Origin of the sequence: Brevundimonas sp. P7753 (genome assembly GCF_013386595.1) — a bacterium.
Classification (GTDB): domain Bacteria; phylum Pseudomonadota; class Alphaproteobacteria; order Caulobacterales; family Caulobacteraceae; genus Brevundimonas; species Brevundimonas bullata.
Genome location: NZ_JACARP010000088.1, coordinates 1 through 5,150, shown reverse-complemented (window position 1 = coordinate 5,150; position 5,150 = coordinate 1). Strand labels below are relative to the sequence as shown.

Genomic DNA, 5,150 nt, shown 5'->3' with positions numbered 1-5,150 from the left:
GTGGAGGGGGCGAGATCGGGCTCAACGGCAGGGTGTCGGGGCGGCGTGAATCCGTCTTGAGCTATGCGTCTGTAGCCGCCCCCTCCACCGCCTGCGGCGGTCCCCCTCCCCCGTTCACGGGGGAGGATCGAGCGGCGGTGGCGTTAAAGTCTGAAAGTCGCCCCATTCAGGGGCAAGCTTGTCCGCCACAAGCTGGTTTTTGTCATACGGTCTGGCGATAAGGACCGACGAGCCGTCCAACTTCTGGGAGTTCCCTATGCGTCTGCATCTTCTTCTCGCCTCGGCCGCCGTGGTCCTGATGGCGGGGCCGGCGACGGCCCAGACGCAGCCGACCATGCCGGCGCAGCAGACCGGGCCGGTCGAGGTCGAGATTGATCAGGGCGTGCTGCGTCCGCTGCAGATCGCCGTCGTGCCCTTCACCGGCCAGAACGGGCCGCAGATTTCCAATGTCATCAGCGGCAACCTGAAACGGTCGGGGTTCTTTGATCCCCTGAACCCGGCCAGCTTCATCGAGACCGGGCTGACCCTGGCCAATGCGCCGAACTTTCCGCAGTGGACGACCATCGGGGCGCAGGCGGTGCTGTACGGCGGGGTGACGCCGCGCGCCGACGGGCGGGTGGACGTGGGCTTCCGCCTGTATGATCCCTATCGTCAGTGCCAGCTGGTCAGCTATCAGTTCACCGCCACGTCGGAGCAGTGGCGCCGGATTGCGCACAAGATTTCCGACGTCATCTATCAGCGCATGACGGGCGAGGCGGGCTTCTTTGATTCGCGCGTCCTGTTCGTGTCGGAGAGCGGCACCCAGCTGAACAAGCTGTCGCGTCTGACCATCGTCGATCAGGACGGCTACAACCCCGTCTTCCTGACCCAGGGCGACGAGGTGATCATGTCGCCGCGCTTCTCGGCGTCCAACCCGGACGAAGTCACCTATGTGGCCCTGGGCAAGGATTACAGCCGCATCTACCTCTACAATCTGTCGACCGGGCGCCGCGAAAGCCTGGGCGAGTTCGACGGGCAGGTGCTGGCGCCGCGCTTCTCGAACGACGGGACCAAGATCGCCTTCTCGATCATCCGGGGCGGCAATACCGACGTCTATGTGATGAACCTGCGCACGCGCCAGCTGTCGCGCCTGACGTCCGATCCCGGCATCGACACCTCGCCGTCGTTCAGCCCGGACGGGAACCAGATCGTCTTCACCTCGGACCGCTCGGGTTCGGCCAGGCTCTATACGATGCGGGCCGACGGCTCGGGCCAGCGCGCCATCAGTCGCGGCGGCGGCAGCTATACGGCGCCGGCCTGGAGCCCGCGCGGGGACATGATCGCCTTCACCAAGCAGTCGGGCGGGCGTTTCCATATCGGGGTGATGAAGTCGGACGGGACGGGCGAGCGCATCCTGTCTTCCAGCTACTTCGAGGAGGGGCCGTCCTGGGCGCCGAACGGGCGCTACATCGCCTTTGCGCGTCAGAGCCCCGGCGGCGACACGCGGCTGTGGACCGTCGACCTGTCGGGTCGGGTGGTGGCGCAGGCGGGTTATGACGGGCGTGGGTCGGACCCGGCCTGGTCGGGTCTGCTGGATGCGCCGCCGGCCAGCCTGGGCATCGGTCAGGGCGCGGATTCCTGCCCGGCGTGACGGGGTTACGGCTTCGTGAGATCACGAGCGGAGCCATTCCCATAAACTGTGCGTTATCGCGTCTGGCGCGACGCGGCGCCGCAGTCTAGCTGACCATCGATATAGCCAAGCTTGAGGCCGCCGTCCTCAGAATGAACACCAAGGAGCCGACCCGATGAACACTTCGACCCTGATCAAGCTGGCGACCGTGAGCGCCGCCGTGGCCGCCCTGGCCGCCTGTGCGCCCAAGCCCAAGGTCGAGCCCGCTGTTCCGATGGAGCCGAGCCAGCCGACCGCGCCGCAGTATCCGACCGCCCCGACCGGCCCCGTGACCGGCGGCAATGTCGGCGCCGCCATGCCGGGCTCGGAGCAGGACTTCGTCGTCAACGTCGGCGACCGCATCTATTTCGACCTGGACTCCTATTCGGTGCGCCCGGAAGCCCAGCCGCGTCTGGACGCCCAGGCCGCCTGGCTGCAACGTTACCCGCAGGTCACGGTTCGCATCGAAGGCAATGCCGACGAGCGCGGCACGCGCGAATACAACCTGGCCCTGGGCGCCCGTCGCGCCGAGGCCGTGCGCACCTATCTGATCCAGCGCGGCGTCCCCGCCGGCCGCATCGACACCATCAGCTTCGGCAAGGAGCGTCCGATTGTTGAAGGTTCGAACGAGGCCGCCTGGGCTCAGAACCGCAACGCTCACACCGCCATCGTGTCGGGCGCCCCGCGCTAAAACCGCGCGTTAGCGACGGAATGAAGAGAGGCGTCGGCTTTGCAGCCGGCGCCTCTTTTCTTTGCGGGCGAGGGGGACCAAAGTCCGCGCCGAATCCGGGGGGAAGCTGAGTGATTGATCTGGAAGCAGCGGGCGGCGCCATGACGGGCGGCATCATCGCAGGCGCTATCGAGAAGCCGACAGGGCAGGCGGGCGAGCATCATACGACCTGCGCCGACTGCGGGGCCGAGGTGACGGGGCGGTTCTGCTCCAACTGCGGGCAGGCGGCCCATGTCCACCGCACCCTGCTACATCTGGGCGAAGAGCTGCTGCATGGGGTCATGCATTTCGACGGGCGCTTCTGGCGCACCCTGCCGTTGCTGGTGATCAACCCCGGACGGCTGACGCGGGAATGGGTGCAGGGCAGGCGCACGCGCTACGTCTCGCCGCTGGCCATGTTCCTGTTCACCCTGTTCGTCATGTTCTTCGCGCTGAGCTTCATGCCGCAGTCGGAGATGAAGCTACAGGGCCTGCCGGAGCAGATCGCCGCCCAGCGCGAGGCGATCGTCGAGGCCGAGCAGGTGGTCGCCGCCGCCCAGAAGGAAGTCGATGCGGCCACGGCGGCGATGGAGCCGTCCGGCGACGCGCCGCCAGAGGTGAACAGCGGCGCGCGGGCCGGCGTCGCCGCCGGGGTTCTGGCTGCCGCTCAGGCCGGTGTGATCAGCGAGAAGGCCAAGCTGGAGCGGCTGGAGCATGACGCCGTCGAGGGCCGCAAGGACGGTCTGACGCCGGGGTCCTGGCAGGCCAGCGTGGCGGACATCGCGGCGGATGTGGGCAAGAACGGCGAGGCCAACGGCCTGACCAAGACCGTGGCCAAGAAGCTGAAGAACCCGGACCTGGCGCTCTACAAGCTGCAGCAGACCATCTATAAATTCGCCTTCCTGCTGGTGCCGCTGTCGATCCCGTTCGTGGCCCTGATGTTCCTGTGGAAGCGGGGCTTCACCCTGTATGATCATGGGGTCTTTGTTCTCTATTCGCTGACCTTCATGTCCCTGCTGCTGATGGTGGTGGTGCTGTTGGCGACGACGGTGAAGGGGGCGGGACCGGCGGCGGGGCTTGTGGCCAGCCTGATCGTGCCGGTGCATATGTTCGCCCAGCTGAAGGGGGCCTACAGCCTGAAGATCTTCTCAACCCTGTGGCGGACGGTGGCCCTGGTGATCTTCTGCGAGATCGCGGCGACCCTGTTCATCGTTTCGATCATCTATCTGGGGCTGGGGCACTGATCTTGGCCCCGAACTTGGCCCCGAACTTGGCCTTGCGACCGCCGCAAATCGATGGGACGACTTGAGACATGCTGAAGCTGCCATTCCGACTGACAAAAACCGCCGCCATGACCGCCATCGGCCTGACCCTGATCGGGGGGGCGGTGGTCGCCCAGGTCGCGCCGATGGAGGCTGTCCAGTGGGACAAGCGCCGTCTGGACCAGCTGGACCGCAACGTCCGCCGTCTGGAGCGCGCCCTGACCCAGAGGAACGCTGCCGGCCAGCCCGTCCTGGTCGAGCCGGACCCCGAGGTCGTGGCCCTGCAGGGCCAGATGCAGATCATGGATCGCCGCCTGTCGGACCTGGAGCAGACCTTCCAGCGGGTGAACGCCGATGGCGAGCGCCTGACCTTCCAGCTGGATGAGGCGACGCGTGACAACGCCGCCCTGAGCCGTCGTCTGCGTGATCTGGAAGGCCGCGTCGAGCGGGCCGAGAAGGCGGCCGAGGAAGAGGCCGAGCTGAACGGGCCGATCGTCGCCAACTCGCCGACCGGCGACGCGGCTCAGGACCTGACGGCGGCGCTGCGGCTGCTGGGGACCGATGGTCCGCGCGGACAGCGGGCGCTGGAGACTGTCATCGTCACCTGGCCCAATACGCCGCAGTCGCGCGAGGCCAACAGCCGTCTGGGCGACCTCTTTGTCGCGGCGCGAGACAACGCCGCCGCCGTGCCCGCCTATGCCGCCGCCCTGAACGGCTGGCCGCGCACGCCCTGGGCGCCGGAGACGACGCTGAAGCTGGCCGAGGCCCTGCGCGCCACCGACCGGGGCGCCCAGGCCTGCGGCGCCCTGACCGAGTTCACGCGTCGCTATGCCGAGACGGCGACGGCGGCGCAGAAGACCCGCGCCACGCAGCTGCGCACGCGGGCGAACTGCAGCTGAGCCCAGACGACCCCGAGGGGCTGACCAGCCGGGTGTTCGCCCGGCTGGATGGGCGGCTGGATCATGAGCGGGGCGAGCCGGTGGCGGTGGCGCTCTCGGGCGGCGGCGACTCCATGGCGCTGCTGCATCTGGCGGCGGCCTGGGCCAGGGCGCGCGGGCGGCGGCTGCTGGCCCTGACGGTGGATCATAATCTCAATGCCATGAGCGCGGACTGGACCCGGTTCGCGGGCGAGGCCGCGCGCGCGGTCGGGGCTGAGTGGCGCGGGCTGAGCTGGGATGCGGCGCGGGCCGGGCCGGGGCTAACGGCGCGGGCGCGGGCGGCGCGGCACGGGCTGATCGCCGAGGCGGCGCGGGCGGCGGGGGCGCGGGTGGTGCTGCTGGCCCACACGCTGGACGACGTGGCCGAGGCCGACTGGATGCGGGCGCGCGGCTCGACCCTGGGGCGGGTGCGCGAATGGTCGCCGTCGCCGGTCTGGCCGCAGGGGCGGGGGCTGATGCTGTTGCGGCCCCTGCTGGACGAGCGGCGCGAGGGGTTGCGGGACTATCTGCGGGCGCGGGGGCAGGGGTGGGTCGAGGACCCGGCCAATGGGGATGAGCGGTTTGGGCGCAGTCGGGCGCGGACGGCCTTGGCG

General features: G+C 68.8%; 5 protein-coding genes. All 5 read left to right on the top strand.

What is annotated here, in order from left to right; genetic code table 11:
• Positions 1 to 256 precede the first annotated feature (256 nt).
• Positions 257 to 1,630: a Tol-Pal system beta propeller repeat protein TolB gene (gene tolB / locus HX774_RS15740; protein ID WP_178828309.1), complete on the top strand. Its 1,374-nt coding sequence runs from the start codon at positions 257 to 259 to the stop codon at positions 1,628 to 1,630.
• A gap of 154 nt (positions 1,631 to 1,784) precedes the next feature.
• A complete protein-coding gene (pal, locus tag HX774_RS15735) occupies positions 1,785 to 2,339 on the top strand; it encodes a peptidoglycan-associated lipoprotein Pal (RefSeq protein WP_178828307.1) in 555 nt (184 codons plus the stop codon).
• Between the two features lie 110 nt (positions 2,340 to 2,449).
• Positions 2,450 to 3,601, top strand: a complete 1,152-nt coding sequence (locus tag HX774_RS15730) for a DUF3667 domain-containing protein (RefSeq protein WP_370523719.1) — start codon at positions 2,450 to 2,452, stop codon at positions 3,599 to 3,601.
• Positions 3,602 to 3,669: 68 nt separating this feature from the next.
• Positions 3,670 to 4,518 carry a tol-pal system protein gene (locus HX774_RS15725; protein ID WP_178828305.1) on the top strand — a complete coding sequence of 283 codons (849 nt, stop codon included), beginning with the start codon at positions 3,670 to 3,672 and terminating at the stop codon, positions 4,516 to 4,518.
• Positions 4,519 to 4,550: 32 nt separating this feature from the next.
• A partial coding sequence (gene tilS, locus HX774_RS15720) for a tRNA lysidine(34) synthetase TilS (RefSeq protein WP_370523718.1) occupies positions 4,551 to 5,150 on the top strand: 600 nt, incomplete at its 3' end.